The organism is Mesorhizobium sp. M7D.F.Ca.US.004.03.1.1 (assembly GCF_003998635.1).
GTDB classification, from domain to species: domain Bacteria; phylum Pseudomonadota; class Alphaproteobacteria; order Rhizobiales; family Rhizobiaceae; genus Mesorhizobium; species Mesorhizobium loti.
On sequence record NZ_RZQG01001480.1, the window covers coordinates 1 to 880 of the forward strand.

1 protein-coding gene and 1 pseudogene are annotated in these 880 nt (G+C 66.1%); both read right to left on the minus strand.

What is annotated here, in order from left to right; genetic code table 11:
• The coding region (locus tag EN935_RS38095; RefSeq protein ID WP_245489166.1) for a class II aldolase/adducin family protein at window positions 1-257 on the minus strand (257 nt) is incomplete at its 3' end.
• Window positions 230-778: pseudogene (locus EN935_RS38100) on the minus strand (nucleotide-binding domain containing protein); the annotation flags it as partial. The pseudogene EN935_RS38100 and the gene EN935_RS38095, both read right to left, overlap by 28 nt.
• Window positions 779-880 lie beyond the last annotated feature (102 nt).

Genomic DNA, 880 nt, shown 5'->3' on the forward strand with positions numbered 1-880 from the left:
TGCATCTCCCATTCGCTCGACGGCCGGAATGCGCCGTCCCAGGATCCATCAAGCTGCATCGCCACCATCTGCTCTGGCCGCAAGGCGCTTGTGGCTATGCCCGTCGGCGTGATCAGCATGCCGCCTGCCATGCGCACGCTGATGTTGCCGGTGGTGCCGACATTCATCCCGCTGGCGTCTAGCGTCTGCGTCGCGGTGATAAGGCTCGTGCGCTCGATTTCGAGATTCATCACGATGCTCTCCTTGCCGGGGGCCATGTGTCGATTGCCGGTGCGATGGCGCTCGGCCGTGTCATGTCTTGCAGAACGTCGGTGAAGATATCGGGGCCACCGAGCTTTCCCGATTTCAGCATCAGCGCCAGGGGATCAGCGGGCAGGCCGGGGAGGTGGGCGATGGCGCGCGACAGTCCCGGCCCCTCATAGGCGCCCATGGCGATCCGGTCGATGCCGAGCGCCTTGACCACCGAACCGGCGGTCTCGCCGCCGGCGACGACGAGCCGGCGTACGCCGAGTTGGCGCACCAGAATCTCTGCAATCCTGGCCAGTATCTCTTCCGCCTTTGCCGCCACCGCCTCGCGACCGTGCGCCTGCTGCAGCGTTTCGACCGTCGCTTGCGGCGCGGTCGTGGCAATCGCGATCATCGCGCCGGGCAAATGCCGCTGGGCGAAGGCACGCGCTTCGGTCATGACATCGGCGCCGGCAAAGGCTCTGGCAAGGTCGATCGTCAGCAACGGGTTATTCTCAGCGAGGCGTTCGAGCTGTTCGATGGTGCGATCGGCGACGCTGCCGGCCGTCGAAGGGCCAGCGGCGGTGCTGGCCCTTCGACGGCCGGCAGGCTGGCGACAACGAGGTCGTCTGAGTTCACCAGGTTATGCGCCACC